The sequence below is a fragment of the Candidatus Poriferisocius sp. genome, from assembly GCF_965208475.1.
Taxonomy (GTDB): domain Bacteria; phylum Actinomycetota; class Acidimicrobiia; order Acidimicrobiales; family Bin134; genus Poriferisocius.
The window spans coordinates 1,916,032-1,940,751 of the sequence record NZ_OZ242338.1 but is presented as its reverse complement, the minus strand read 5'-3'; the positions used below and the strand labels follow the sequence as shown (position 1 = coordinate 1,940,751).

Annotated in this window: 23 protein-coding genes; 10 read left to right on the top strand and 13 right to left on the bottom strand. The window is 66.6% G+C overall.

Annotation, left to right across the window (positions count from 1 at the left end; translation table 11 throughout):
* Window positions 1-10: 10 nt before the first annotated feature.
* Window positions 11-991, top strand: a complete 981-nt coding sequence (locus tag ACOGXA_RS09120; protein ID WP_419926943.1) for an LLM class F420-dependent oxidoreductase — start codon at window positions 11-13, stop codon at window positions 989-991.
* Here the strand turns inward: ACOGXA_RS09120 and ACOGXA_RS09115 are convergent.
* From ACOGXA_RS09115 to ACOGXA_RS09075, 9 genes are all read right to left on the bottom strand, one after another.
* On the bottom strand, window positions 954-2,033 hold the full coding sequence (locus tag ACOGXA_RS09115) for a uracil-DNA glycosylase family protein (RefSeq protein WP_419926942.1): 1,080 nt from the start codon (window positions 2,031-2,033) through the stop codon (window positions 954-956). The genes ACOGXA_RS09120 and ACOGXA_RS09115 overlap by 38 nt on opposite strands.
* A 12-nt stretch (window positions 2,034-2,045) precedes the next feature.
* Window positions 2,046-2,573, bottom strand: a complete 528-nt coding sequence (locus ACOGXA_RS09110; protein WP_419926941.1) for a phosphatase PAP2 family protein — start codon at window positions 2,571-2,573, stop codon at window positions 2,046-2,048.
* A complete protein-coding gene (locus tag ACOGXA_RS09105; protein WP_419926940.1) occupies window positions 2,570-3,475 on the bottom strand; it encodes an SDR family oxidoreductase in 906 nt (301 codons plus the stop codon). Before ACOGXA_RS09105 ends, ACOGXA_RS09110 begins: the two co-directional genes overlap by 4 nt.
* A 39-nt stretch (window positions 3,476-3,514) precedes the next feature.
* The gene (locus tag ACOGXA_RS09100; protein WP_419926939.1) at window positions 3,515-4,720 is read right to left on the bottom strand and encodes a geranylgeranyl reductase family protein; all 1,206 of its coding nucleotides are present in this window, start codon (window positions 4,718-4,720) and stop codon (window positions 3,515-3,517) included.
* A gap of 13 nt (window positions 4,721-4,733) precedes the next feature.
* Entirely contained in the window at window positions 4,734-6,737 is a 2,004-nt protein-coding gene (locus ACOGXA_RS09095) for a VanW family protein (RefSeq protein ID WP_419926938.1), read from the bottom strand.
* A gap of 70 nt (window positions 6,738-6,807) precedes the next feature.
* A complete protein-coding gene (nucS, locus tag ACOGXA_RS09090; RefSeq protein ID WP_419926937.1) occupies window positions 6,808-7,467 on the bottom strand; it encodes an endonuclease NucS in 660 nt (219 codons plus the stop codon).
* A gap of 36 nt (window positions 7,468-7,503) precedes the next feature.
* Window positions 7,504-8,232 (bottom strand): inositol monophosphatase family protein, encoded by a 729-nt coding sequence (locus ACOGXA_RS09085; RefSeq protein WP_419926936.1) that lies wholly within the window; start codon window positions 8,230-8,232, stop codon window positions 7,504-7,506.
* Between the two features lie 43 nt (window positions 8,233-8,275).
* Window positions 8,276-9,061 (bottom strand): 3'(2'),5'-bisphosphate nucleotidase CysQ, encoded by a 786-nt coding sequence (locus ACOGXA_RS09080; protein WP_419926935.1) that lies wholly within the window; start codon window positions 9,059-9,061, stop codon window positions 8,276-8,278.
* 91 nt (window positions 9,062-9,152) lie between these two features.
* Entirely contained in the window at window positions 9,153-10,868 is a 1,716-nt protein-coding gene (locus tag ACOGXA_RS09075) for a bifunctional sulfate adenylyltransferase/adenylylsulfate kinase (protein WP_419926934.1), read from the bottom strand.
* 94 nt (window positions 10,869-10,962) lie between these two features.
* Here ACOGXA_RS09075 and ACOGXA_RS09070 point away from each other — a divergent pair, with 94 nt between their 5' ends.
* On the top strand, window positions 10,963-12,720 hold the full coding sequence (locus tag ACOGXA_RS09070) for an SLC13 family permease (RefSeq protein WP_419926933.1): 1,758 nt from the start codon (window positions 10,963-10,965) through the stop codon (window positions 12,718-12,720).
* A gap of 11 nt (window positions 12,721-12,731) precedes the next feature.
* Here ACOGXA_RS09070 and ACOGXA_RS09065 read toward each other — a convergent pair whose 3' ends face one another.
* A complete protein-coding gene (locus ACOGXA_RS09065; RefSeq protein WP_419926932.1) occupies window positions 12,732-13,793 on the bottom strand; it encodes a phosphotransferase family protein in 1,062 nt (353 codons plus the stop codon).
* Window positions 13,794-13,859: 66 nt separating this feature from the next.
* Here ACOGXA_RS09065 and ACOGXA_RS09060 point away from each other — a divergent pair, with 66 nt between their 5' ends.
* On the top strand, window positions 13,860-14,426 hold the full coding sequence (locus ACOGXA_RS09060) for a methylated-DNA--[protein]-cysteine S-methyltransferase (protein ID WP_419926931.1): 567 nt from the start codon (window positions 13,860-13,862) through the stop codon (window positions 14,424-14,426).
* Window positions 14,427-14,487: 61 nt separating this feature from the next.
* Window positions 14,488-15,267, top strand: coding sequence for an SDR family NAD(P)-dependent oxidoreductase (locus ACOGXA_RS09055; RefSeq protein WP_419926930.1), 780 nt, complete (start codon window positions 14,488-14,490; stop codon window positions 15,265-15,267).
* Between the two features lie 9 nt (window positions 15,268-15,276).
* On the opposite strand, the gene ACOGXA_RS09050 is transcribed toward ACOGXA_RS09055, so the two are convergent.
* On the bottom strand, window positions 15,277-15,543 hold the full coding sequence (locus tag ACOGXA_RS09050) for a hypothetical protein (RefSeq protein WP_419926929.1): 267 nt from the start codon (window positions 15,541-15,543) through the stop codon (window positions 15,277-15,279).
* A gap of 236 nt (window positions 15,544-15,779) precedes the next feature.
* Between ACOGXA_RS09050 and ACOGXA_RS09045 the strand changes: the two genes are divergently transcribed.
* The 4 genes from ACOGXA_RS09045 to ACOGXA_RS09030 all read left to right on the top strand — a co-directional run bounded on the left by ACOGXA_RS09045 (window position 15,780) and on the right by ACOGXA_RS09030 (window position 21,274).
* Entirely contained in the window at window positions 15,780-16,553 is a 774-nt protein-coding gene (locus ACOGXA_RS09045; protein ID WP_419926928.1) for an enoyl-CoA hydratase/isomerase family protein, read from the top strand.
* A 68-nt stretch (window positions 16,554-16,621) separates the two neighbouring features.
* Entirely contained in the window at window positions 16,622-18,187 is a 1,566-nt protein-coding gene (locus ACOGXA_RS09040; protein ID WP_419926927.1) for an acyl-CoA synthetase, read from the top strand.
* A 34-nt stretch (window positions 18,188-18,221) separates the two neighbouring features.
* A complete protein-coding gene (locus ACOGXA_RS09035) occupies window positions 18,222-19,820 on the top strand; it encodes an MDR family MFS transporter (protein WP_419926926.1) in 1,599 nt (532 codons plus the stop codon).
* A gap of 11 nt (window positions 19,821-19,831) precedes the next feature.
* Complete coding sequence (locus ACOGXA_RS09030; protein WP_419926925.1) at window positions 19,832-21,274, top strand: cobyric acid synthase; 1,443 nt, start codon at window positions 19,832-19,834, stop codon at window positions 21,272-21,274.
* A gap of 19 nt (window positions 21,275-21,293) precedes the next feature.
* Here ACOGXA_RS09030 and ACOGXA_RS09025 read toward each other — a convergent pair whose 3' ends face one another.
* Window positions 21,294-22,253 (bottom strand): cyclase family protein, encoded by a 960-nt coding sequence (locus ACOGXA_RS09025; protein ID WP_419926924.1) that lies wholly within the window; start codon window positions 22,251-22,253, stop codon window positions 21,294-21,296.
* A 53-nt stretch (window positions 22,254-22,306) separates the two neighbouring features.
* Between ACOGXA_RS09025 and ACOGXA_RS09020 the strand changes: the two genes are divergently transcribed.
* Window positions 22,307-23,062 carry an SDR family oxidoreductase gene (locus tag ACOGXA_RS09020; protein WP_419926923.1) on the top strand — a complete coding sequence of 252 codons (756 nt, stop codon included), beginning with the start codon at window positions 22,307-22,309 and terminating at the stop codon, window positions 23,060-23,062.
* On the top strand, window positions 23,059-23,463 hold the full coding sequence (locus ACOGXA_RS09015) for a VOC family protein (protein WP_419926922.1): 405 nt from the start codon (window positions 23,059-23,061) through the stop codon (window positions 23,461-23,463). Before ACOGXA_RS09020 ends, ACOGXA_RS09015 begins: the two co-directional genes overlap by 4 nt.
* 59 nt (window positions 23,464-23,522) lie before the next feature.
* Here the strand turns inward: ACOGXA_RS09015 and ACOGXA_RS09010 are convergent, their stop codons facing one another.
* Entirely contained in the window at window positions 23,523-24,410 is an 888-nt protein-coding gene (locus ACOGXA_RS09010) for a hypothetical protein (RefSeq protein ID WP_419926921.1), read from the bottom strand.
* Window positions 24,411-24,720: the final 310 nt, after the last annotated feature.

Sequence of the window (24,720 nt, the reverse complement as noted above, 5' to 3'; positions counted from 1 at the left end):
GAGTGGCGGGATGGCTTCACGACGTGACGGGATGACTGTTCCCCTGTTCGGCCCTCTGGATCAGCAGGCCGCGCGGATGGCTGAGCTGGTCGACCTGGGATACACCGATGTGTGGTCGTCGGAGTCCAACTCCCACGATGCCTTCACCCCGCTGGTGCTGGCGTCGCAGTGGGCGCCGTCGCTGCGGCTGGGCACCGCCATCGTTCCGGCCTACACCCGGGGTCCGGCGCTGGTGGCCCAGTCGGCGGCCACCTTGTCCTCGCTGGCGCCGGGCCGGTTCCTTCTCGGGGTGGGCAGCTCCTCGGATGTGATCGTGGAGCGGTGGAACTCTATTCCGTTCGAGGCGCCCTACCAGCGGGTGCGCGATCTGGTGCGGTTCCTCAAGCCGGCCCTGGCCGGAGAGAAGGTGAGCGGCGATTTCGAGACCTTCTCCGTGCAGGGATTCCGGCTGGGAATGGCACCCCCCGAACCGCCCCCCATCCTGGTGGCTGCGCTGCGATCCCAGATGCTGGCTCTGGCCGGGAAGGAGGCCGACGGGGCCATCATCAACTGGCTGTCGGCCGAAGACACCGCCCGGGTGAGCGAGATCGTCCACGCCCAAGGGCCGGGCAAAGAGGTGGTGGCCCGCATCTTCGTGTGTCCCAACCCCGACCGGGAGACGGTGATCGCCCAAGGGCGGCGGGCGGTGGCCGGCTACCTGAACGTACCGGTTTACCGGGCCTTCCACGAGTGGCTGGGCCGGGGAGAGCTGCTGGCCGAGCACTGGGAGCGGTGGGCGGCCGGTGACAGGGCCGGGTCGCTTGAGGCCATACCCGAGCAGGTGGTGGACGACCTGCTCGTACACGGCGCCCCCGAGGAGTGCCGAAAGCACATTGACCGCTATTTCGACAACGGCGTCACCACCTCGTCGCTCATGGTGATGCCGCTGGGCGGGATCGACCCCTGGGAGGCGGTCAGGTCGCTAGCGCCGCGGCCTGCCGGAGATGGCTGACGTAGTCGGCGAGCCGATAGCCGGCGGCCGCCCCGCTGGTGGAGGGCATGACGTACACCGGGCAACCGCCCAGTTCCCGGGACTGAGGGCCGGCCTGGGCTTTTCGGTCCACCGCGGCCCGCCAGCCGGCTAGCCCCACAAAGCACACTGCGGCAGGCTTGAGCCAACCCGCCAGCCAGCTAAGCCGGTCTAGGCCCTGGCGGTATTCCCTGCTGGTGAGAGCGTCGGCTCGAGGGGTGGCCCGCTTCACCAGGTCGGTCATGCCCATGCCGTGGTCGATGAGTGCCCGCCGGGGACTCCGGTCAGTGCTCACCAGGCCGGCGGCCAGCGCCGCGGGCCAGAACCGATTGCCGGGGCGGGCGAACCCCGCTCCCGCGTCGGCCGCATAAACGCTGGGGTTCAAGCCGCAGACCAGCAGGCGCATATCCGGTCCCACGGTGTCGGGCAGGGTCTGGGCTCTGCGGCCCCTTACGACGAGCGTGGCCGCTTTAGGGGGCCGCCCCATCCGCTCCATGCCGTCGAGGGCGAACCCGGCGCCTTCCATGAGGGGCGCGATCCAGTCTCGGGGCCACTGGGAGAAGCGGCGCCCCGGGAAGTCGTCGTCGGAGAAGGGCTCGAAATCGGCATCTCCCTCGAAAACGTGGAGCTCCACGGGGGCGCCGGGGGCCAGGGCTCGATGCAGGTCGGCCAGAGCCAGTGGGACATGGCGGCGGTCGAGGTGGACATAGCTGCGCGACGCCCATGCTCCGGCCAGTGACCCGGCAGCCAAGGGCAGCGCGGCCAGATCAGCCCGGCATCGCAGGGCATCCGGCGCATGATCGGAGACCATTTCCAGCATGGATCGGGCCGCGTCGACGGCCAGCGCCGGCTGGGGCAGGACCGAGGTGTGCCAGCCGGGCCCGCAGCCCAGATCAGCAGTGATCCCGGCGGGGCGGTCGAGGGCGGCGAACGCCTCAACCGCCGCGGAGGATTTGGGCCCTCGCTCGGCTCGCCACTGGGCAGCACGCTGTTCGTAGACGCTGACGGTGGCTTGATCGGCCATCAGCAGCGCATCTCAGCGAAGGGGCCAGATCTTCTTGACCAGTCGGGCGATCACTGCGCCCACCAGGGCGCCGACCATCACGTCGGAGGCGTGGTGGATGCGCACATGCACCCGGCTGGCGGCCACAACTGAGGCCGCGGCCCAGAAGGGCCAGCACCGGCGTCGGGACTCCGACAACAGCGCAGCGGCCACCACCGCCGCGCTGGCATGGCCGCTGGGGAAGCTGCTGGTGAGGGGCTGGCGCAACCGGTGGGGGTGGTCGTGTTCGGCCAGCGGGCGGGAGCGGTTGAAGGCCGACTTGATCGGTCCGTTGACCAGCGCCGACTCCACCGCCAAGGCCGCCGACACCCGCAAGGCCCGTCGGCGGCCCCGCTTGGATGTGGCCCCGGCCCAGGCCAAGGCATGCCACAGGATGCTGAAATTGCCCAGCTCCGAAGCGGTGTAGAACACCCGGTCGGCCACCGGATTGCCCCGCAAACGGGCGAAGGCCTGCTCAACGGCCTCGTCGAAGGCCTCTGCGGCAGCCCCCGACTGGGTCACTGCTGGGCAGTCCGGATCGTCTTGTAGGCCACGCCCACCTCGTGGTTGGCGTCGTTCAGCACCTTGTAGCCGGTCTCGTCGCGGATGTGGTCGAAGTTCTCGGCCACATCCTCGACGGTGAGGTCGGGGTTGTAGTAGCCCGGAGTCCGGCCGATGAAGAACCGGGCCACGGTGCCGCCGGCCGCGGAGTACACCTCGCCGGAGGCCGGGCAGTCCTCATGGGCCAAAAAGCACACCACCGGTGTGACCAGCGCCGGGTCCATGGCCTCTCGAATCTCCTCGCCGAAGATGGCCTCGGTCATGCGGGTGGTGGCCACCGGGGCGATGCAGTTGGCCTTGATGTTGTACTTGGCCCCCTCCAGCGCCAACGTGTTGGTGAGCCCCACCAGCCCCATCTTGGCCGCGCTGTAGTTGGACTGGCCGAAATTGCCCAGCACCCCGGCGTTGGACGTGGCGCACACGATGCGGCCATAACCCTGCTCTCGCATCTGCATGAAGGCCGGCCGGGTGACGTTGAACGCCCCTCGAAGATGCACTGCCAGCACCGGGTGAAGCTGCTCGTCCTCCAGTTTGTGGAAGGTCCTGTCCCGCAGGATGCCGGCGTTGTTGATCACGACGTCCACCCGGCCGAACGCATCCATGGCGGTAGCAGTGATGGCCGCCCCGCCTTCGGAGGTGGCCACCGAGTTGGTGTCGGCCACCGCCTCGCCGCCGCCGCCGTTGATCTCGTTGGCCACCAACTGGGCCGGCCCCTCGCTGGCCCCGGTGCCGTCGGCCGCCCCGCCCAAGTCGTTCACCACCAACCGGGCCCCCCGCCGGGCCAGTTCCAGGGCGTAAAGCCGCCCTAGCCCGCCTCCCGCCCCGGTGACGATCGCAACCCGGTTGTCAAAACTCAATGCCATGGCCTGAAGGTTAGGGCCAGCGGGCCGCGGTCGGCACCGTCAGCGATATGCCCCGGGGGTGGTGAGGGGTCTGCGGCGCCAGCGGCGGGGGGTGGTGATGATCGACCGGGGGTAGTCCTCGAAGAGCCAGCGTGCGAAGTTGCGCCGGGTCCAGGGGGTGAGGCCGGCGATGCGCACCGCGCCCCGGGCGCCGGGGCGGGTGGCCAGAACGCGGCCCAGCCGGCGGGCCATGCGGTGGTCGGCGAACAGCTCTCGGCGCACGAAGCGGCGGTATCCGGCCATCACCTGATCGGCGCCGTCGCCATCGAGCACGGCGTTGGCCGCGCCGATGCCGGTGAGCAGGGCCTGGGCGATGCCCTCGCCGCTCATGGGGTCGGTGGCCGCGGCGGCGTCGCCCACGAACATGGTTCGCCGGGCAGTCAGCGGGACTTTGTCGATGCGGGCCGGGATGGGCCAAGCCCGGTGGGAGGTCTCGGGGGCTGCGCTGTGGCCCAGCACGGCCCGGATGTGGTCTCGCTCCAGCAACTCCCGCCAAAGCCTGCCCATTTCACCTACTGCCACCGGACCGCCGCGGCGCACACCGAAGCCCACATTGGCCCGGCCGTCGGGAAGCGGAAACGACCAGGCGTAGCCCGGCAGGATCTCCTCCTCAAACCACACCCACAGGGCCCTACTGGCCGAGGAGTCTACTCCCGACCAGTACTGGCGGAACGCGTGCCAGTCACCCCGGTATCCTTCGGGCGCCAACCCCAGGAACTTGCGAGTCGGCGACCACATTCCGTCGGCGGCGACGGCGAACCGCGCCGTCATGGTGCCGTGGTCGTTCACCTCTAGCGCCACATGGCCGTCGTCTTCGACAACTCCCCGGCATGGGGCGCCCTCGACCAGCATCGCTCCCTCGGCCCTTGCCTGCTCAACCAAGGCGTTGTCCAACTCCGCCCGGGGCACCACCGCGGCGAACTGGCCCCCTCCCCGGGGCAGGGGGAACTCGACGGTGCGGCCGGAGGGCGACCGGATGCAGACGTCTTCCACCGGCATCCACGTCGAGATGGGGGTCGGGTCCAGCCCCAAGCCCTCCAAGAGCCGCAGCGCCCCGGCGGTGAGGCCGTCGCCGCACGCCTTGGGACGGGGAAAGCGAGCCCGGTCAACCATCACAACCCGCTGTCCGGCCCGGGCCAGGGTTATGGCCGCCGCACAGCCGGCCGGCCCGGCACCCACGATGGCGGTGTCCCACTCAACGGTCATTGGTTCGACTGGATCATGCGCTTTGGTCTCGCTCGGGGTCTAAAGCCTGGGTCTGCCCCGGTGTTGTCTCGGGGTCTTGAGGCGGAGTCGCCTCGGGCGTGGGCTCTTCAGGGGCGGCGTCCCCCGGCTCGCCCTCCTTGGGGCCAGTCTCGCCCGGCTCACCCTCTTCGGCCGGCGGCGGGATCGAGCAGAGATCGGGTCTGTTGTCCTCGTCGACGTCAATCGGCGCGTGGGTTCCGATGCAGTCTTCGGGGCTGACGCACTCCTGGTGCAGTCCCTCGTCGTCGAACTCCGCCTCGCCGTCGCCGTCGCCGTCCAACGGCAGCACCGAGGAGGTGCACACCCCGTCGCAGTTGATGCCCTCACGGGGCTGGTAGAGCGCGATCGCCGAGTCTCGCAGCACGGTGCCATCGGAGTAGGTTCGGCTGCGCTCGGTGGTTCGCAGGGTGCAGAACCGGCGCGGGGTGTCATAGCGATTGGTCCACTCCACCTCGGCATAAGCAGTGGAGTACACGCTCACGGTGATGCTGTCGTCGTTAACCGTGGGCCACAGCAGCACCGCGTAGGGATTGGGGTTGCGGAACTTGAAGTCGGGTTTCGGCCAGGAGATGGTGGCGTCCACCCCCTCCCGGTAGCGGGAGATGTCGATGCTGTGGGCTTGGTATTCGGGGAACTCCATCCCCGCGTTGAAGGCCGCGGTGAACAGGGTGGTTATGAACTGGGAGATGCCCCCGCCCACATCTGAGCTGTACACCCCGTCGTAGATCACGCCTGCGTCCACGAACCCCTTTTCCTCGGTGCGCTCGCCCACGAATTCGTTGACCGAGAACGTCTCGCCCGGATAGACCACCGCCCCCTGGATCAACTCGGCGATGCGATGGATGTTGGAGACCCGGTCTTGACCCGCCGTGTAGTAGGTGGTGAACCGCCCGGTCAGCTCCACAATGCCCCGATCGGCCAGCCAGCTCTGGTCGTTGATCTTGTCGGATTCCCGCAGCCCCAATTCCACAGCAGGCAGTCGGGTCTTCAGGGCCTTGAGCACCTCGCGGTATGCCGACTCATCGCAGCAGATTAGGGCGGGCACTTCGCTGACGAGTACCGGCGTATCGTCGGTCACCGTGAGCACTGGCTCGGACGCCACGGTGGCGACCTCGACGAATAGCTCGGCCAGGTCGTCTTCCAGCTTCTTCCGGTCGATGTCGTAGCTCCACTCGTTGTTGACGTTATAGAGGATCACCCACGATCGAAGCTGGGCTGGCTGCACCCTTTTGGTGACCTCCTCGACCGTGACCAAAAGGCCCTGAGCGGTGCGCTGATTCATCCAGTCGGCGGTCACGGCCATCGCCGACTCGGCAACCTCGGGCGGGATGAGTCTTACGTCGGCTTCAGCCATCAAGGGGCTGGCCCCACGGTTCGCCGCCCCCAGCAATTGGGGAAGCGCCCCGGACAGGTCCGCGACCTCGCCAGGCGTACCGGGGGTCACTTGGAATATGCCGTTTTCCAGAACGATGGAGGGGTCGACCGGCGGCTGGTGCAGTTCGGCTTCCAGCTTCGCCAGTTGGCTGGCGTCGGTTGACGCCTCGAACAAAAGCTCTGACTGAGAGTTCTCGAAAAATGACGCGGTCCAACCGATGGGGTTGCTTGCGTCGCCGTCCAGGGCCATGATCGCGGCGACGGTGCCCTCCACGTCAACCGCCAGTCCGATCTCCTGGGCGTTGAATGTGACGACCCGGCTGGGGGTGGTGATCTCTACCGGGGTTTGCTGAAAGCGCTCGGCCAATTCCGCCACCACTTCGGCGACGTCATTCTCGCTCAGTCCTCCGATGTCGATGCTGACGTCGGGGATGGCCGCACTTTCCAGCTTCAGCCCTCGGGGGGTCTTGTCGTCGTTGCTGGAGGAGTCAACCAGCCAGGAGATCAGCCAGATGGCCAAGAGAGCGACTGGGGCGACCATGAGGGCCCAGACCCAGAGGGGGCGGGGGGGTCGGCGCAGGCGGAGTGGGGAATGCGGATCCATGCCGGTTATCGGATGGTAGTGGGACCGGGTCGCCGACCGGGTTCAGGCTGGGGAGCGAGCATGGCCGGGTTCAGAACAGCTTGGCCTGGTTGGGCTCGATGCCTCGGAGCAGGTCGTAGTCGATCTCTGCACACTCGATGCCCCGGTCGGCGCTCAAAGCCCGGGCCTGAGGGCGGATGACTTGGGCAGCAAGCATGCCCCGCACCGGTGCTAGCGCCGGATCCTGGTTCAAGAACTGGAGATAGCGGGTGAGCTGTTCCACCCCGGCGATCTCCCCGCGCCGCTTCACCTCAACCGCGACGACGCGGCCGTCGGCGTCTCGGCACAGCAGATCCACCGGACCGATGTCGGTGGGGTACTCCCGCCGCACCAGCAGGAACCCGTCTTCCAGCACCTCGGGCGTAGCGGCCAGCAGCTCCTGAAGATGGGCCTCCACCCCGTCTTTGTCCAGCCCGGGGTCGTGGCCCAGCTCGTGGGCGGTGTCGGAGATCAGCTCGTGGATGGTGATGGTCAGCTTCTCGCCAGCCGGGTTGACCACCGTCCAGACACCGTCTTCCTCCGACAGCCGATTGGGGGCGTTCATCCAGTTCAGCGGCTTGTAGGCCCCGCCGTCGGCATGGATGGCCACGCAGCCGTCGGCTTTGATCATGATGAGCCGAACGGACTCGGGCAGACGCGCGGCCAACCGGCCGTCGTAGTCCACCGAGCAGCGGGCGATCACCAATCTCACAGCAGCTCCCAATCTACGGGGGGACGGCGGCGAAAATCACCGGGTGATGACGGCCGAGGCGAAATCGGGGTGGCAGATCACGAAATCGGACACGTAAGTGTCGGATTGGTTGAACCGCACCTCTGACCCATCTAAGTGGGAGACGTGCAGCCCGGCGGCGGCGGCCACCGCAGCGGGAGCGCACAAGTCCCATTCGTGCAGCCCCGACGCGTGGGCATACACCTCGGCCTCGCCGCCTATGACGGCGGCGGCTTTGGCCCCGGCCGAGCCGAGCTGGACGATTTCGGCCCCGATGGCATCGGCGATGCGGCGGGATAGGCGGCCGGGACGGCTTCTGCTGGTGATGACCCGGGGCGGGACAGCGGCCTCCGGTGTGGGCGGGGCCGGCTTGGTGGACAGGGTGATCCCCTGGGCGGGGAGGGCCACCGCGGCGGCGACAGGCGTGCCGTCGGCGACCAGGGCCACATGGACCGCCCAATCAGTGCGGCCCGGAGTGGAGAACTCCCGGGTGCCGTCCAGCGGGTCCACGATCCACACCCGGCGATGCTGAAGCCGGCGGCGGTCGTCCAGCGACTCCTCCGACAGCACCATGTCGTCGGGACGGTGCTCGTTGAGGGCGTCTTCGATAAACTCATGGGCGACGGCGTCGCCTCGCGCTCCCACAGCGAACGGGGCCAGGCGCTGTCCGCTCATCTCGGCCCGCAGCCCCACCAGCCGCTCTCCGGCCTCGGTGGCCAGCGAGGTGGCCAGTTGGTGGTCGTTCATCGCTTTTTCCCAGGTGAATGCGTTTCGAGCCGCCGAAACACGTTCACCGCTTTGAACGGATGCCGAGCAGGTCCATCACCTGATCGCTGAGGCCGGGGGCAACCGCGATGAAGCCGCCCATCAGCGGGTCGGCCCGGTTGAACCCCACATCGGCGCCGTCGGCCCCGAAAACCCGCCCGCCGCCGGCTCTTACCAGCGCGGCCCCGCCGGCCACATCCCACTCGTTCTTGGGCACCAGCGTCCACGTGGCGTCGGCCAGCCCGGCCCCCACCAGGCTCAGCTTGTAGGCCACCGAGCCCATGTTGCGCACCGCGATGGGTGCGGAGAAGAAACGCTCCCACTCTCCCCGCCGCACCTCGCTGCGGGAGGCCAGCACCAGCGCGCCCCGCAGGTCGGTGGTGGGCGTCGTCTTGGCCACGGCGCCGTTGCACACCACACCGGTCTCGTCCGATCCGATGATGAGGTGGCCGTTGGGCGGGCTCAGCACGCCGCCGGCCACCGGCACGCCGTCTTCCACCAGCCCCACCGACACGCACCATTCGGGGATGCCGTCGATGAACTCCCGGGTTCCGTCGATCGGATCCACCACCCACACCCTCCGCCGGTCCAACCGGTCGCCGACATCGGCGCTTTCCTCCGACAGCCAACCCTCGTCGCCCCCCCGCAGCGACTCGGCCAGCACCTCGTTCACCGCGGTGTCAGCCGCGGTCAGCGGATCGCCCCCGTCCTTCAACTCGGCCTCGACCTCGCCTGGCGTGAACCGCTCCAGCACTTCGGCAGCCGCAGCCAGAGCGTCGGCTATCCGGGCCAGATCTTCGGAGCGGGACATAAGAGCGGTCTAGCCGGTCGGATTGCCGGAGCGGGACATAGGAGCGGTCTAGCCGATCTGATTGTCGGAGCGCAGCATCCCGGTTGCCGGGCTATTCGAGATATCCCTCGGCCACCAGGTGGTCGACGATGGTCTGAGCCGCCTCATCGGGCGTCTGATCCACGGTGGGCAGCAAGATATCGGCGTCGATGGGCTCCTCGTAGGGGTCGGAGATGCCGGTGAACTCCTTGATGATGCCCGCCCGGGCTTTGGCGTACAGGCCCTTGCGGTCCCGCTGTTCGCACACTTCCAGCGGGGTGGACACATGCACCAGCACGTAGCCGCCGTTGGCCGAGATTGCCTCCCTATTGCGGCGCCGGGGCTCGGCGTAGGGGGCGATCGGCGCGCAGATGGCGATGCCGCCGTGCTTGGTGATCTCCGAGGCCACGTACCCGATGCGGGTGATGTTGATGTCGCGGTGCTCTTTGGAGAAACCCAGCTCCGATGACAGGTTGGTGCGCACCACGTCGCCGTCCAGCAGCGTTACCGGCCGCCCGCCCCGCTCCAGCAGCTTGGACATGAGGGCGTTGGCGATGGTTGACTTGCCCGAGCCGCTGAGCCCGGTGAAGAACACGGTGAAGCCCTGCTTCGACTTCTGGGGATGGGTCCGGCGCAGCTCGGCCACCACCTCGGGATAGCTGAACCACTCGGGGATGTCGTCGCCCGATGCCAACCGGTCGCGCAGCTCGGTGCCGCTGATGCTGAGGGTGGCCGTTCCCTCGTCCACCTCGTCGATCGGGTGGTAGTTGTCGCTGTCGGGGACGTACACCATCATCTTGAACGGCACCATGGCCACGCCCAGCTCGTCGGTGTAGTCCTGGAGCATGTCTTGGGCGTCGTAGGGGCCGTAGAAGGGCGTGCCCGACGCGTCGGCGCCAGGACCGGCGTGGTCGCGGCCCACGATGAAGTGGGACACGCCGTGGTTCTTGCGGATGATGGCGTGCCACACCGCTTCTCGGGGGCCGCCCATGCGCATGGCCAGCGGCAGCATGGCCAGCATGGCCGAGTCCTCGGGGTAGCGCATGATGATGTGCTGGTACACCCGGCCCCGGGTGTAGTGGTCCACGTCGCCGGGTTTGGTCATGCCCACCACCGGGTGGATAAGCAGGTTGGCGTCGGCCTCCACCGCGGCCCTCCTGGTGAGCTCCACATGGGCCCGGTGCATCGGGTTGCGGGTTTGGAAGGCCACCACCCGGCTCCATCCCGCCGCATCGAACGCGGCCCGCAGCTGGCCCGGGGTGCTCCGCAGTTCGGTGAAGTCGTAGTGGACGGGGAGTTGCAAACCCTGCACCGATCCGCCGAGATAAACCGGGGCGTTGCTCCGCATTAGGTGGCCAACGCCGGGGTGATCGGGGTCGGAGCTGGCGAACACTGCCTCGGCCTCCGACTGGACATCGGGTCGCCACGCGTCGCTCACCGTGAGCACAGCCAGCATGACCCCCTCCACGTCGCGCAGCGCCAGCCGACCGGCAGCCTGGGCCGCCTCAGCGGTCTTGGCATCCACATCCAGGGTTATGGGCATCGGCCACAGTGTCCCGTCGGCCAGCCGCATTTCGGAGCACACCCGGTCGTAGTCGCTTTGGCCCATGAATCCCCGCAGGGGGGAGAAGCCGCCATTCAGCAGAAGTTCCAAGTCGCACAGGTGTCGGGGTTGGAGGGTACACGACGGCAGGTCGCGCGATGTTGCTGTGAGTTCTTCGGCGGTGTCGTCGTCGACCAGCAGGTCGACCAGCTCGCCGCCGTGGGGTTGGATCAAGTTTGAGGCCACGGGGGTATTTAATATCGCAGGACGGCCGCGTTTGAGCCATCAAGCCGCCAATCCACCCCGCCAATTCACAGGAGGACCCCTAGCATCTAATTGGATGGATGGCGACGCGGTGCTCACCGTCGCGGTGTTGGCAGTAATGGGTGCTGGGCTCATCAGCAACCGGCTCTCACCCGCTGCTGGCTTGCTGGGAGCTGTCGGGGGGCTGTTTCTGCTTGGAGTCATCGGCGCCGACGCGGCTTTCAGCGGGTTCAGCAACCCAGCGCCCATCACCATCGGCGCGCTTTACGTGGTGGCCGGCGCGGTGACAAAGACCAACGCCTTGCAGCCGATTGTGGCCCGGGTGCTGGATCGGGGCTCAGGGAATCGGGCCGCGCTGATCCGGTTGCTGGCGCCGGCCAGCGCGGCATCGGCTTTCTTGGCCAACACCCCTATCGTGGCCATGCTGGTACCCGCAGTGCGGAGCTGGGCCGAGCGCTACGGCCGAGCCGCCTCCCGGTTTCTGATCCCGCTGTCTTACGCCACCATCCTGGGAGGGGCCATCACCGCCATCGGCACCAGCACCAACCTGGTGCTGGGCGGCCTGCTGCAATCGGTGGGCGAAGACGAGCTGGAGATGTTCGAGCTGGCCCGCTTCGGCCTGCCGCTGGCCGGTGCCGGGTTGGTGCTGATCGTGGTGGCCGCTCCCTGGCTGCTGCCCGACCGCCGGGATCCTGAGGCCACCGGCGAGGGGCGCTCCTACCTGGTGTCGATGGAGGTGGTCGAGCAGGGGGCCTTCGACGGGCAGTCCGTGGAGGCCGGGGGACTGCGCCATCTTCAAGGGGTGTTCTTGGTAGAGGTGGAACGGCAGGGAACGGTCATCGCCCCGGTGGCCCCCACGTTCGTACTTCGGGGCGGCGACCGGCTCACCTTCGCGGGGCGGGTCGACCTGGTTGTCGACCTCCAAGCCATGGCCGGGCTGGCATCCGCCGAGGATCCCCATCTGGAGGCGGTGGACTCCGACGACCACACCTTCTTCGAGGCGGTGGTGGGAGCGGCCTCGCCCCTCAGCGGGCGCACGCTGGCCGAGGCCGGGTTCCGGAGCCGCTACCAGGCTGCGGTGGTGGGCATCCACCGCTCCGGCGCCCCGGTGGAGGCCAAGTTCGGCCAGGTGCGGCTGAGGGTTGGCGACACGCTGCTGGTGCTGGCCGCCGACGGGTTCGACCAGCGGTGGAGCAACCACAGCGACTTCTTGCTGGTGTCCCGGTTGGGCGGATCGCCGCCCCGGGCCACTCGGCGGGCGCCGGTGGCGCTGGCTGCGGTGGTGGCGTTGGTGGTGCTGCCCGCGGCCGGTGTGTTGAGCGTGCTGGAGGCGGCGCTGATCGCCGCGGGAGCGGTGGTTGTGGGCGGGGTGCTCACCCCCCGCGAGGCCCGAGAGGCGGTGGACTTCAGCGTGCTGATCACCATCGGCGCGGCGTTCGGGCTGGGGGCCGCGCTGGACGAGGCAGGTTTGGCCGAAAACCTGGCCGATGGCATCGTCACCGGCTTCGACTTTCTGGGCGACGCCGGGGTGGTGCTGGGCATCGTGATCGCCGCCATGCTGCTGACCGAGCTGATCACCAACGTGGCCGCGGTGGCCCTGGTGTTCCCGGTGGCGCTGGAGGCGGCCGCTCAGGCCGGCTTGGATCCCCGCACCCTGGCGCTCGGCGTGGCCGTGGCCGCCTCGGCCTCGTTCCTCACCCCCATCGGCTACCAGACCAACACTATGGTCTACGGCCCCGGCCGCTACCGCTTCACCGACTACCTCCGACTCGGAGTGCCCATGTCGATCCTCACTCTGGCGCTGCTCACCACCCTGGTGGCCGCTGCCGCCTGACCTCGACGGATCTACAGCACCCCGGCAGCCATGTCGGCGGCGTGGGCCAGCATGGCGTCTACTCGGCGGGCGATGTCATCGACGTCGCCGGTGGTTCCCATGCCGCCGGTCATGCCCTTCAGGCGGCGGGCGTAGGCCCCTTCAACGATGCAGGCCTGCTTCCACCAGCTGAACACGGCGTAGTAGCCGAGGTCGGACAGGTCGAAGCCCGACTGGGTGGCGTAGCGCTCGGCCACCTCGGCGCGGCGGGCAAAGCAGTCCAGCACGGTGGGGGGATCGGTGAGGAAGCTCATCTCGTCGCCGGGGTCGGCCCAGTACTGGAGCGACCAGGCGAAGTCGGCGATGGGATTCCCGGTGGTACACAGCTCCCAGTCGAGCACTGCGGCGATGCGCCACTGGTCGTCGAGCACGGTGTTGTCGAAGCGGTAATCGCCGTGGGCCAGCGCGGCGGGGGCAACCTCGGCGGGCTTGGCCGCGCTCAGCCGCTCGTGCAACTCGATGAGCAGGGGCACCTCCCGCACGCCTGCGGCCTCCACCTGGCGGCGCCACCGCTTGAGCTGGCGGCCGACATAGTCCTCCCGGCGGCCCAAGTCGCCCAACCCCACCTCGTCGAGGTCGAGGGTGTGGAAGGCGATCTGCACATCCAGCAGGCTCTGGGTGGCGATCTCGGCCTGCTCGGGGGTAATGTCGGCAGCCGAGTCCTTGTCTCTGAGGATGCGCCCTTCCACGAAGCCCATCACGTAGAAGTCGGCCCCGCTCACCGAGTGGTCGTCGCAGAAGGCCACCATCTCGGGCACCGGCACATCGCCGGCCTCGCCCAAAGCCGCCATGATGCGCCACTCCCGGCCCATGTCGTGGGCGGTGGCCAGCGCCGACCCCACTGGGGGCCGTCGCAGCGCCCACTGCCGGCCCCCAGAGTCAGACAGACGGAAGGTGAGGTTCGACCCGCCCGCCGCGATCAGATCGAAGGCGAACGGGGGCTCGCAGTCGGCGATGCTGCCGGTCAGCCAGGCGGTGACCGCTTCTGCATCAATGCCTGGAAGGTCGGTGCTCGGGGACTCCCGCTCATTCATGAGATCTGGCTTTCACTGCACAAAGACTCCACCGCCTCAGTCTGGTATTCCGCTACGGTCAGTGCCATGTCTCCGACTGCGCTGCTGACCCGCAACGATTTCGCCCCATCTGAAGCCGATGACTTCGGGGTTGCCCTGGGGTCTCTGGACACGCCGATAGGTCAACTGAACTTGGCGGCCACACCGCAAGGGGTGGTGAGAATCGGCTTCGGCTACATGGAAGCCAGGGAGGACATGATGTCCGAGCTGGCCGAACTGCCGTGTTCGACAGGCCAGGGCGACCCCGCTTGGGTGGACGAGCCCATCGCCCAGCTTCGCGAGTATTTCGAGGGCCGCCGCCGACGGTTCGAGCTGGCCTTGGACTGGCGGCTGAGCCACGGGTTCTATCGCCGGGTTCTGGACGAACTTATGACAGTGGATTACGGCACCACCGTGTCGTATGGGGAGTTGGCCCGCATGGCGGGCTCTTCGAGAGCGGCACGAGCGGTAGGCACGGCCATGTCCACCAACCCCTTCCCGCTGATCGTGCCCTGTCACCGAGTAGTGCGAAGCGACGGCTCGGTAGGGGAGTACGGAGGCCGTCCCGAGGTCAAGACCTGGCTGATCGAGCACGAGCGCTCTCACTGCGGCTGATGGCCCGTCTCGGCAAGCTGGCAACAGGGATCGGGCGGGTGGACGTCCGGGGAAAGGGCTGATGGCCCGTCTCAGCAAGCTGGACCGCTCGGTGGCCGGGCGGGTGGCGGTGGTCACCGGCGCGGCCTCGGGCATGGGCCGGGCCACCGCGTGGCTGCTGGCCGACGAGGGGGCCAAGGTGGCTGCGCTCGATGTCAACCGTGATGGGTTGGACGCAACGGTTGATGCCATCATCGGCGCGGGCGGCACCGCATTGGCGTCGGTGTGCGACATGGCCGATCCCGGGGCCATCGAGGAGGCGGTGGCCTGGGTGCGGGCCGAGTTGGGGCCGATAGACATCCTCGTCAACAACGCGGGCGTGGCCACCGGCGCCCCAGTGGACGCTGCCGAGTACGAGGATGTGTGGGCCGCGGTCTTAGAGGTGAACCTGGTCGCCCAGATGCGCATGGTGCGGGCCTGTCTGGACGACCTGAAGCGCAACGGGGACGGGCGCATCGTCAACGTGGCCTCCACTGAGGGGATCATGGCCACCCCCGACAACTCGCCCTACACCGTGAGCAAGCACGGGGTGGTGGGCTTCACCCGGGCGCTGGCCGTGGAACTGGGCCGCTTCGGGGTGACCGCCAACGCGGTTTGCCCGGGCCCTATCCGCACCGGGATGACTGCCTCCATCCCCAATGAGGCCAAGGAGAAATATGCACGACGTAGAGTGCCGCTCCGCCGTTACGGCGATCCCGAGGAAGTAGCCCAGATCACCCTGTCATTGGTGCTGCCCGCCGCCTCGTTCATCAACGGCGCCGTGGTGCTGGTAGACGGCGGCCTCCACGCCAAGTCGAACTGATCAGCAGGATCAGGCGGTTTTGCGCCGCCTCCGGCTCCAGAAGACTTCCTCGATCTCGAACTCGTCGACCTCATTGAGAATCACATCGCCTTCGGTGTCCCAGAAGGAATGGCTCTCCACGAAGGCGGGGTACTCGGCCAGCTGCCTCGGGTCGGGGAGGTCGGGGACGTTGCGGAAGCGGCCGAACAGGTCTTGGCCTACACCGGAGGCGCGCAGAAGATAGGCGCCGAGCAAATGCACGACGAGATAAGCCCCTAACGCGATCCCGAGTGTCATGCTGTGCATGGCACTATAGATATGATCTGCGCTGCCCACAACTGGGTTCACCAGTAAATCCACTATTTGGCTCAGCCCATTCCATATACTTGCCGCCCACCCCCGGACTGGTCGGCTCGATGCGGTTTTGTGAGCAGGCATTTCAGGTTGAACGCGAGCCTCATGGCTGAACCCCGATGAGCACAACTGGGCTGGGTCGCAAACCCTGCTGGAACCCGTTGTAGGCTGCCGGATCGATGTTGGAGATCGAAGACCACGGTCGGGTGCGGTTGCTCAGGCTGAACCGGCCCGACGCCCTCAATGCCTTCAACGAGGCCCTGTACGACGCCACCGCCCAAGCGCTGATCGACGCCGCCGCCGACCCCGATGTGGCGGTAGTGGTGCTCACCGGCAACGGGCGGGCGTTCTGTGCCGGCACCGACTTGGTGGAGATGGGCGCTCGGAACCCCGGCGGCGGCGGCATCGAGTCCGGCGTGCACGGATTCGCCGGAATGCTCGACCAGATGGACTCATTTCCCAAGCCGTTCATCTGCGCGGTGAACGGCCTGGCCATCGGAGTGGGAACCACCATGCTGGGGTTCGCCGATCTGTCTTTCATGTCTACCGAAGCCCGGCTGCGGTGCCCGTTCTCCAGCCTGGGGGTGGCCCCCGAAGCGGCCAGCAGCTACACCTTCCCGCTGCTTCTGGGCCGACAGCAGGCCATGTGGACCCTGCTCAGCTCCGAGTGGATCAGCGCCGACGAGGCCAAGGTGATGGGCTTGGTATGGAAGGTGTGCCCGCCTGAGGAGCTGATGGAAATGACAATGGCCCACGCCCAGAAGCTGGCCGGGCTGCCGGTGTCGTCTCTGGTTGAATCGAAGGCGCTTATCACGCACGGATGGCACGACGGGGTGGCCGCGGCCCGCGAGCGGGAGAACGCCGCCTTCAGCCGACTTATGGGGGCGCCCGCCAACGTCGAGGCCATCACCGCATTCATGGAGAAGCGTCCCCCCGACTTCACCGGCCTATAGCCACGGTTTCGGCCTTTCATCTGCCTGCGCCTACCATCCTCCAAGCACTCACGCCGACTGGAGGACGCATGGCTGATACCGACGTGCTGGGGTTCTGGAAGATCGCCGAGGCTGACCCGCAGCGTTTGGCGGTAGTCGACCCCCATTACAACGAGATCACCTACGGGGAGCTAGCCGAGCTGACCAACCGCATCGTCCACGGCCTGCGGGCCGCGGGTCTCTCCACCGGCGACCAGGTAACCACCGTGCTGCCCAACGGGATCGAGCAGGTGGCCGCTTCGATGGCCGCCTACCAGGGGGGTTACTACCTCACCACCGTGAACTGGCACCTGGCCGGCCCGGAGATCGCCTACATCGTCAACGACAGCGAGACCAAGGCCTTCATCGTCCACGAGGACTTCGTCGACCAGGCCCTCAGAGTGTTGGAGGACAGCGACGTGCCCGCTGCCAACCGGTTCTCAGTGGGCAGCATCGACGGCTTCCGCCCCCTCTCAGAGTTGGTCGACGCCCAACCTGCCACCCGGCCCGACGATCTCACCACCGGCTCCTTTATGTTCTACACGTCGGGCACCACCGGGCGGCCCAAGGGGGTACGGCGGGCGCTCCCCGGCGTTCACCCCGACGAATCAGCCGCCGGATCCGGAGGGCTGTTCATGCTGCTGGGCATCATGCCCCACCAGGAAAATGTCCATATCACCCAGGCTCCGCTTTACCACACCGCGGTGAACATCTGGTGTACGACCTCGCTGCACATGGGACATCCCGCGGTGGTGATGGGCCGCTGGAACGCCGAGGGGGCGCTTGAGCGCATCGACCGCTACAAGGTCACCCAAAGCCACATGGTCCCCACCATGTTCCACCGCCTGCTCCAACTCCCCGACGAGGTGAAGGAGCGCTACGACGTGTCGTCGCTGCGGCGGATGATTCACGCCGCAGCCCCCTGCCCGGTCGAGACCAAGCAGAAGATGCTCGACTGGTGGGGCGACTGCATCTGGGAGTACTACGCGGCCACCGAGGGGGGCGGCACCTACATACCACCCGAGGAGTGGCGCCAGTACCCCGGCACGGTGGGCCGGCCCTGGCCGGGGTCGGAGGTCATCGTGGTGGACGAGGACGGCAACCGCCTGCCGCCCGGCGCCAGCGGAACCATCTACATGAAGATGCCCACCGGTCAGACATTCGAGTACTACAAGGACAAGGACAAGACCGACAAGGCCCGACTGGGGGAGGAGTTCTTCACCGTGGGCGACGTGGGCTACTTCAACGACGACGGCTACCTGTTTCTCAACGACCGGGCCAACGACATGATCATCGTGGGCGGGATGAACATCTATCCCGCCGAGATCGAGGGGGCGCTGCTCCAGAGTTCGTTGGTGGGCGATGCCGCGGTGTTCGGGATCCCCAACGAGGACACCGGCGAGGAGATCAAAGCGGTGATCGAGCCGGCTGCGGGGGTAGCTGCCGACGATGACACACGGGGAGCCATCATGGAGTTCCTCCGCGACCAGATCGCCAAGCAGAAGTGGCCCCGCTCCATCGACTTCACCGACGAGATGCCCCGCGACCCCAACGGCAAGCTCTACAAGCGACGGCTGCGCGACCCCTACTGGGAAGGCAAGACCCGAGCCATCTAGGCGGTGGACGGGTTGATCTGCTGGGCCGGATGAGATGAGGGCCCGCCTGTTCAATCCCGAGTTGGTGGAGGCGGAGGAACTCGCCCCCCGCCAGGTCCACATAATCATGATCGCCCTGATGACCGGAATGTTCCTGGCCGCGCTGGACAACTCGGTGCTGGCCACCGCGGTGCCCACCATCGCCGGCGAGCTGGGCGGCCAAGACCAAGTGGCCTGGGTCATCACCTCCTATCTGCTCACCGGCACCATCTCCACCCCGCTCATCGGCAAGCTCAGCGACCTCTACGGCCGCAAGCTGGTGTTCCAGATCACCATCGGCTTCTTCATCATCACCTCGGCGTTGGCTGGCCTGTCGCAGACCATGTTGCAGCTCGTGTTGTTCCGGGCATTGCAGGGGTTGGCCGGCGGCGGCCTTTTGGCCCTGCCCATGGCCATCGTGGGCGACATCGTCGCCCCCAACGAGCGGGGGCGCTACCAGGGCTATATCGCGGGCACCTTCGGCACGGCCAGCGTCGCCGGTCCGCTCATCGGCGGGTTCTTCGTCGACCATCTGAGCTGGCGCTGGGTGTTCTACGTGAACATCCCCGTGGGCCTGATCTCGATGGCGGCCATTGCCCTGCTGTTCAACGTGCGCCTCGACGTGGTGTCCCGCCCCATCGACTGGCTGGGCGCCGGGCTGCTCATCGCCGGATTCACCCCGCTGCTGATCGCTCTCAGCCTGGGGGGCAACCAGCTGGCTTGGTCGTCACCGACGATGGTCCTCATATTCATCATTTCAGCCGTCTTGCTGCCCGCGTTCTTCTGGTGGGAGACCCGAGCGGAGGATCCGATCCTTCCCCCTCGTCTGTATTCCAACGACGTCGTGCGCTGGTCGATGGTGGTCATGATGCTCATCGGGCTGGTCATGTTCGGGGCCACCCTGTTCATCCCGGTGTTCTTGCAGGTGGTGTCGGGGGTGAGCGCCACCGGCTCGGGGCTCAACATGATGCCCATGTTCATCGGCATCATCTTCACGTCGGTCGTGTCGGGGCGACTGCTCACCCTGTACGGGCACTACAAGGGGTTCTTGGTGCTCGGTACCGCGTTGATGACTACCGGGATGTTGCTGCTGGCACTGTTCTTGGACCAGGGCATCACCCAGGTTCAGGTGGGGCTCATGGTGTTCGTCATCGGCCTGGGGCTGGGCATGACCATGCCGGTGCTGGTGCTGGTGGTGCAGAACGCCAGCCCCCATCGCGACATCGGCATGGTGAGCGCGGCCACCAACTTTGTGCGGTCTCTGGGCGGCACCATCGGGGCGGCGGTCATGGGCGCCATCTATGCCGCCGGGCTCAACTCCTCCCTGGAGTCCAAGGTGACCCCTGACCAGTTGGCCACGCTGCCCGATCCCGAGAAGCTGCTGGGCAGCCCCCAGCAGATCCGGGCCATCCAGGATCCCTCCATCATCAACGCTGTGCTGGAGTCTTTCTCAGTGGGGGTGCAGCGCTGTTTCACGGTGGGCGCGCCAGTTATCGCCTTGGGCATTCTGGCTGCTCTGTTCATCCGCCAGATCCCGCTGCGCCAACAGATCCGCTCCGAGGAGGAGCGCGCCGAGGCGGCCGCCAATCGAGAAGCGCCTTCTTCTGGCCTGTGAGCAGAGCGCTGATGCTCCAGGGGACGGCTTCGGGCGTCGGCAAGTCTCTGCTCACTGCTGGGCTGTGCCGCCTACTGGCCCGCTCGGGTGTTTCCGTCGCCCCATTCAAGCCGCAGAACATGAGCAACGCCTCTGCTGCTTGTCCTTCGGGAGGCGAGATCGGCCGGGCCCAAGCCCTGCAAGCGTTTGCCAGTGGCCTTGAGCCGACGGTCGACATGAACCCGGTGCTCCTCAAACCCGAAGCCGACCGAAAGGCCCAGCTGGTGGTCTCCGGTCAAGTACGGGGGACGCTGTTGGCCAACCGGTTTCGGGAGGATCGAGAGGGGCTCTTGCCCGAAGTGCTCGCTGCCTTTAACCGCTTGTGCGAGGAGTACGACTTCGTGTTGGTCGAAGGAGCAGGCTCGCCGTCTGAACCCAATCTGAGGATTGGGGACATCGCCAACATGGGCTTCGCCCAGGCCGCAGAGGTGCCGGTTTGGCTGATCGGCGATATCGACCGCGGCGGCGTATTCGCGTCCTTGCACGGCACGATGGACGCGCTCGATCCGCCTGATCGCCGATTGGTCAAGGCCCTGGTGATCAATCGATTTCGGGGCGAAGCCTCTTTGCTGGGCGACGCGTGCGACTGGCTTACCGAGCGGACTCAGCGACCTCTGTTGGGCTGTGTGCCCTATCTTCACGATCTGGCGCTGCCGGAAGAAGATGCCCCGTATTCCTTTCTAGGGGGACGAGGCAGACATCACAGCGACGAGGCCTCTTCGAAGTTGAGGGTAGGGGGAGTCTTCTACCCGAGGGCCAGCAACACCTCCGACTTGGATCCGATTGCAGACGATCCCAGAATCGACTTCTGCTGGTTGGCCGATCCCGATTCTCTATCTGGACTCGACTTGGCGGTGCTGCCTGGCTCCAAGGCGGTGGCCGGCGATTTGTCGTGGCTTCGCCAGAACGGCTGGGTGGAGGCGCTAGAGCGCCATGTGCGCTACGGCGGTCGGGTCCTCGGTCTGTGCGGGGGATTGCAGATGCTCGGCCAGCGTATTCTCGACCCTCTTGGCATCGAGGGGCCCGCAAATACCGACGGGCTGGGTTGGCTGCCGGTGGAAGCCGAGCTCAAGCAGGAAAAACTCGTCCGCACTGTCTCTGGGCAGGCCCGGTGGCCAGATAAGTGTGAATTCGCCGGGTACGAGATTCGCCACGGCGAGAGCCCGCAAGATCCGATGCTCTATCCCTTCGCCGCCCGGTCGGAGGACGGCCGGGTGATGGGAACCTATGTGCACGGGCTCTTCGACCTAGCCGAATATCGCCATGCAGTGCTGGAGGAGTGGCTGGGATGGAAGGCAGACCCCGGTGAGGACCAGCATGGCCGTTGGTTGCGCGACTTGGATCGGCTGGCCGACTCCCTACGCGAGAGCCTTGATCTCCGTATGCTTGAGGAGCAGGTTGGAAGGCTGTCCTGACTGCTCTGGCCACATCTCTCTACTTGATGGCCACCGGGTTGACCGGTGATCCCAGCCCGCCGACGAACGGCTGCGGCGAAGCCTCCAGGAAGAAGTCGTATTGGCCGTCAGCGGCGCAGTCGGCGGCCAACTCCTCGAGGTCCCAGTTCTGGCCTTGGGTGAGGCCCATGTCCACCAGGTTGAGGCAGTGGATGGCGATGATCGCCCCCTCAAAGGCCGGGTCGAAGGGCAGCACTTCGAACACGATGTTGTCGGTGGCCACCGCGGCGATGTTGTGGTCGTAGAACCACTCACAGGCCGTCACCCCGATGCCGGCGGAGCGCACAACCCCCAACTCGGGAATGGGCTCGCCGTAGTAGTTGTCGAGGTCGCCGGCCTTGGCGTAGGCGAACAGCCCGGTGCGCACCAGGATGATGTCGCCGGTGTGGATCTCCACCCCTTGGGCTTCAGCCGCGTTGGTCAGGTCGTCGTAGCCGACGGCATGGCCCGGCTCCAGCACGTCCACCCCGTGGAGCTTGGCGATGTCGAGCAGCACGCCTCGCCCGGTGAGGCTTTTGACTTGCTCGATTCCGCACACCGACGCCCCCCACTCGGTGATGGTGGAGGCGTCGTGGCCGTTGTAGAGCTTGCCCCGGTACATGGCGTGGCACAGCCCGTCCCAGTGGGTGGCGCATTGCAGGCCCATGGTGACCACGTCGTCGCTAGTGTGGAACATGTCGGGGTCGCCCAGCATGGATGAGTTGAGCGACACCATGGTCTTGAGCGGGTTGACCCGACCGGGGATGACGCCGGTTTGGAGGCCGTCTTTGTGCAGGGGATAGGCCAGAGAGATGCGCTTGCCGGTGCGGATGCACTGCGCGGCCTCCTTCACCACCTCGTCGGTGAGGAAGTTGAGCGTGCCGATCTGATCGTCTTCTCCCCATCGTCCCCAGTTGTTGATGCGGGCGGCGATGTCCAGGACTGATTGCGGGTATGGCATGGCTGTGAACACTACTGCTAGCCGCAGTGAGCTGATCGGCTAGAACATCTGCCATGGGATGTCTTGACGGACGAGTGGCGATCATTACCGGGGCGGCTCGGGGACAGGGCGAGGCCGAGGCCCGAAAGTTCATTGCCGAGGGCGCATTCGTGGTGATGGGCGATGTGCTCGACGAGCAGGGGGAGGCGGTGGCCGCTGATATGGGGGACCAGGCTCTGTACCTGCACCATGATGTGTCCTCGCCTGATGACTGGGCTCGGGTGGTAGCCGCCGCGGTGGAGCGGGGGCCGCTGCGGGCACTGGTGAACAATGCGGCCATCCACTGGACCGCCCCTTTGATGGACGAGACCCCGGAGAGCTTGCACCGAATCTGGCAGGTGAATTACCTAGGCACGTTCCTGGGCATCCAAAGCGTGGTCAATCCCATGGCCGAGGCAGGAGGCGGAGGTATCGTCAACATCTCATCAATCGCCGGAATGGCGGGTATTGCCCAACACGCGGCTTACGGAGGCACCAAGTGGGCGGTTCGGGGCCTGTCCAAGGTGGCGGCCATCGAACTGGGTCCCAAAGGGATCAGGGTTAATTCCATCCATCCCGGCCCGATCGAGACCGCCATGTTGTCGGCCGATCGTCACGGCCGCCCCGAGTTGTTCGGCCATGTGCCGCTGCGCCGGGCCGGAGTGGCCGCCGAGGTGGCCGATCTAGCCTGCTATCTGGTGTCGGACGCGGCGTCTTACCAGACAGGCCACGAGTACATCATCGACGGGGGCTCCACCGCGGGCATCCCCTTGCGGACGGAGACAACATGAGCGTTGAGGGATTCGACCATCTGGCCATCACCGTGGCCGACGTGGAGGCCACCGTGGCCTTCTACTGCAAGGTGCTGGGGGCTGAGCCCATGTACCTAGAGGAGTTCCGGGCCGGGAAAATGCCGATCGTGATGATGCAGATGGGGGCCAATCGCATCAACGTGCATCCCGGCGCCTCCCCGGCCTCCCCCCACGCCCGACTGCCCACCCCCGGCTCGGTAGACCTGTGCTTCCGCTGGGGCGCAACCATTGCCGAAGCCCAAGCCCATCTGGCCGAACACGGCATCGAGGTCATCGAAGGCCCCGCCCCCCGCCCCGCCAGCAACGGCGAGCGCGGCCAGTCCGTCTACTTCCGCGACCCCGACGGCAACCTCCTCGAACTCCTCACCATCAAGGGCTGAAAAATATCGACAAGGGTGAGAAAAAGTAGTCTAAGTGAGAATTGGCAGCGTTCCGAGGTCTACCAAGTGCTTACGGTCTCCCGTAGGGAGGCGATGTCTAGCTTCCGGTCGTGGCACCACCACCAGGCGTAACTGCGGCAGGCGGCGTCGGTCAGGTCGTAAGCATCGGTGGCTTGCCTGAGGTGGTGGACAGAGAGGAACGCCTCGGTGTGGGCGTAGATGATCACTCCGAGATCCCAGCGGTCTTGATCGGAGCTGGCCCACTCCCAGGCATGGGCATAGGTGGCTGCTGCGAGGCCCCTCGCCGCGGGAATGACGCTCTCGTTCCAGTCGCGCAGAGCGGCAGCCACCTGGTCGGTCTCCGCAACGGTCGGGTCGGGGAGATTCGGGTTGTCACGAGCAGATAGGAAGGCATGCAGCTTGGCGGTGTATTCGTCTTGACTCAACAGCGCGGAATCAAGGGCCTCGCTCAAGGTGCGCCGGGCCGAAGCCAAGGCAGATGGAGCATCAGGAGGCGGCCATTCCACTGGGACCGGAGCAGCGTGAGCCAATCCGAGGCCAGTAGAGCTGTAGGCCGAGGCATGGTGGGCGAACTCCATCACCGCGTGGCTGGCGTAATGCAGTCCTGAGGGCCAGGGAGGTCCGTCCTTGCAGGCTTCTGACAGTCGAATGCTGTGGTCATACAGAATCTGATCCGGTGCTTCCGGCATGTCGGGGTCATTGGCACATTCGTCAAGAGCCAAGTCCCACAAGACGGGATATGCACTGCGACACATCTCGTCGTGTTCAGACGAGAATGACAATTTGCCGACCATCTCCCCCAGCAATTCCCCGGCCAAGGCCACGTTGAACTCATCGCCCGCCGGTCCCGCCTCAAGGCGGCGGGCCGACTTCGGGTCGCAAATCAGCGGATGGTTGTCAGATGCTTGGGTAGCCAGTGCCTGCATCTTGTCGCAAGCGTATGCAACCTTGTCGGGCCACTCTGTCCTGCCGTAGTCGGCGAATGAAGCCGAGGCGGCTTCTTTTGCAGCCTCGACCAACCACTTCGGCCGAGACGGCGAGTCAAATGTTGGGAGGATTCTTGGTGCGGTCTTGATCATCCCCCCACCCTAAGCAGGGGGTGTGACAGTTTCGGTCGGAGCAGCCTCAGCAGCTACTCCACCGTGTCAGAGGGGTCGGAGCCGTGACTGTAGTGCTGTCTCGAAGCGCTCTCGACTAACGGTTTCGGCGGCTTGGAGGCGTTTGTTGGAGTCTTCC

Excerpts from the sequence above, each read along its gene's own strand:
- ACOGXA_RS09045 (WP_419926928.1), top strand. The coding sequence starts at position 15,780 with ATGTTGGAGATCGAAGACCACGGTCGGGTGCGGTTGCTCAGGCTGAAC.
- ACOGXA_RS09020 (WP_419926923.1), top strand. The coding sequence starts at position 22,307 with ATGGGATGTCTTGACGGACGAGTGGCGATCATTACCGGGGCGGCTCGG.
- ACOGXA_RS09085 (WP_419926936.1), bottom strand. The coding sequence starts at position 8,232 with ATGAACGACCACCAACTGGCCACCTCGCTGGCCACCGAGGCCGGAGAG.
- ACOGXA_RS09025 (WP_419926924.1), bottom strand. The coding sequence starts at position 22,253 with ATGCCATACCCGCAATCAGTCCTGGACATCGCCGCCCGCATCAACAAC.
- ACOGXA_RS09050 (WP_419926929.1), bottom strand. The coding sequence starts at position 15,543 with ATGACACTCGGGATCGCGTTAGGGGCTTATCTCGTCGTGCATTTGCTC.
- ACOGXA_RS09115 (WP_419926942.1), bottom strand. The coding sequence starts at position 2,033 with ATGGCCGATCAAGCCACCGTCAGCGTCTACGAACAGCGTGCTGCCCAG.
- ACOGXA_RS09055 (WP_419926930.1), top strand. The coding sequence starts at position 14,488 with ATGGCCCGTCTCAGCAAGCTGGACCGCTCGGTGGCCGGGCGGGTGGCG.
- ACOGXA_RS09040 (WP_419926927.1), top strand. The coding sequence starts at position 16,622 with ATGGCTGATACCGACGTGCTGGGGTTCTGGAAGATCGCCGAGGCTGAC.
- ACOGXA_RS09070 (WP_419926933.1), top strand. The coding sequence starts at position 10,963 with ATGGATGGCGACGCGGTGCTCACCGTCGCGGTGTTGGCAGTAATGGGT.
- ACOGXA_RS09105 (WP_419926940.1), bottom strand. The coding sequence starts at position 3,475 with ATGGCATTGAGTTTTGACAACCGGGTTGCGATCGTCACCGGGGCGGGA.
- ACOGXA_RS09065 (WP_419926932.1), bottom strand. The coding sequence starts at position 13,793 with ATGAATGAGCGGGAGTCCCCGAGCACCGACCTTCCAGGCATTGATGCA.
- ACOGXA_RS09010 (WP_419926921.1), bottom strand. The coding sequence starts at position 24,410 with ATGCAGGCACTGGCTACCCAAGCATCTGACAACCATCCGCTGATTTGC.
- ACOGXA_RS09095 (WP_419926938.1), bottom strand. The coding sequence starts at position 6,737 with ATGGATCCGCATTCCCCACTCCGCCTGCGCCGACCCCCCCGCCCCCTC.
- ACOGXA_RS09120 (WP_419926943.1), top strand. The coding sequence starts at position 11 with ATGGCTTCACGACGTGACGGGATGACTGTTCCCCTGTTCGGCCCTCTG.
- ACOGXA_RS09100 (WP_419926939.1), bottom strand. The coding sequence starts at position 4,720 with ATGACCGTTGAGTGGGACACCGCCATCGTGGGTGCCGGGCCGGCCGGC.
- ACOGXA_RS09060 (WP_419926931.1), top strand. The coding sequence starts at position 13,860 with ATGTCTCCGACTGCGCTGCTGACCCGCAACGATTTCGCCCCATCTGAA.
- ACOGXA_RS09080 (WP_419926935.1), bottom strand. The coding sequence starts at position 9,061 with ATGTCCCGCTCCGAAGATCTGGCCCGGATAGCCGACGCTCTGGCTGCG.
- ACOGXA_RS09030 (WP_419926925.1), top strand. The coding sequence starts at position 19,832 with ATGCTCCAGGGGACGGCTTCGGGCGTCGGCAAGTCTCTGCTCACTGCT.
- ACOGXA_RS09015 (WP_419926922.1), top strand. The coding sequence starts at position 23,059 with ATGAGCGTTGAGGGATTCGACCATCTGGCCATCACCGTGGCCGACGTG.
- ACOGXA_RS09035 (WP_419926926.1), top strand. The coding sequence starts at position 18,222 with ATGAGGGCCCGCCTGTTCAATCCCGAGTTGGTGGAGGCGGAGGAACTC.